The 960-nt window shown below is 58.4% G+C and carries 2 pseudogenes; one reads left to right on the top strand and one right to left on the bottom strand.

Features of this window, described 5'->3' with window-relative positions:
- Positions 1-298 (bottom strand): annotated as a pseudogene (locus ACWGTO_RS33555) (ISKra4 family transposase); the annotation flags it as partial.
- A gap of 210 nt (positions 299-508) precedes the next feature.
- On the opposite strand from ACWGTO_RS33555, the pseudogene ACWGTO_RS33550 reads away from it, so the two are divergent.
- Positions 509-960, top strand: a pseudogene (locus ACWGTO_RS33550) (hypothetical protein); the annotation flags it as partial.

Genomic DNA, 960 nt, shown 5'->3' with positions numbered 1-960 from the left:
GCAGGCAATAACGCGGGCTCTTCAGGCGCACGTCGCCGAACAGGGTATGGAAGGTTACGGGGTAGCTGCCCTTGCTACGCAGACGGCGGCCATCCCGGTCGCGATTTTCCCTGAGCCAGACGCCGGCCTGCGTTTCCACCACCTTTTGCTGAAGCTTGGCAAGCAGGGCCTTGCCCTCGGCAAGCGACAGGCCGAGATCTTCGGCGCCCCTCGTGACCTTCGCCAGATCGGCGACGACTTCGCTGGCGATCAGCCCTCCGTCGTCGCCGGTGATTTCCATGACGATCCGAACCTGCATGCCGCGCCTCTCACAACGGGTTTTCCAGAATAGCCGGAGTGGAAAGCCCGATGTTTGCCAAAACATCGGTTTGCACACCTCGACCGTGCCGGAAACAGTGATGGGGATCGTCAGTTAGCAATCCGAAAATCTTTGGTAGAATGACTTCGATCGGGCGAGCCGCCAAAGCCATCATCCTCATCCGGGAGGGCATCGACTATCCGTCACACCATGGCGACAAAACTGTTATGGCTCGGCATGGACATTACCGATGTGCAGCGCTTCCTTGGCCACAAGAATATCGAGACGACGCGCCATTACGCCGAAACGCCCGCCGCGACCTTGCGCCGGAAATTCGATCGGCTCACGGACCCGACCGTCCGCGCCTTGCTTTCAGGCATCCTGCACATTCGCGGTGATGAGATCTTCTTTCGAAAGATCGCGTCGCTGGAAACCTCATCACATCTGCTGATGCATAAGGTTGAGATGTTCACTTTGTTGCAGGCGTTCATTCGTTTTCCGGCGTTCGAAGCGTTTTCCCAGCCAGCTTGCGCGCTCCTTCAGTCTCTCCAGCGAGGCGCGCAGTTCCTCTGCGCGGTCCGGATCGTCCAGCATAGCAAGAGATTTCGTTTCGGCGACTTCCTGCAGAAACTCCGTCGTGATCTCCAGGTCGTCCATCGTCT

This window comes from Mesorhizobium sp. PL10 (genome assembly GCF_053714315.1).
Note: the sequence above shows the minus strand (reverse complement) of the source record. Positions and strands in the feature narration are given on the sequence as shown.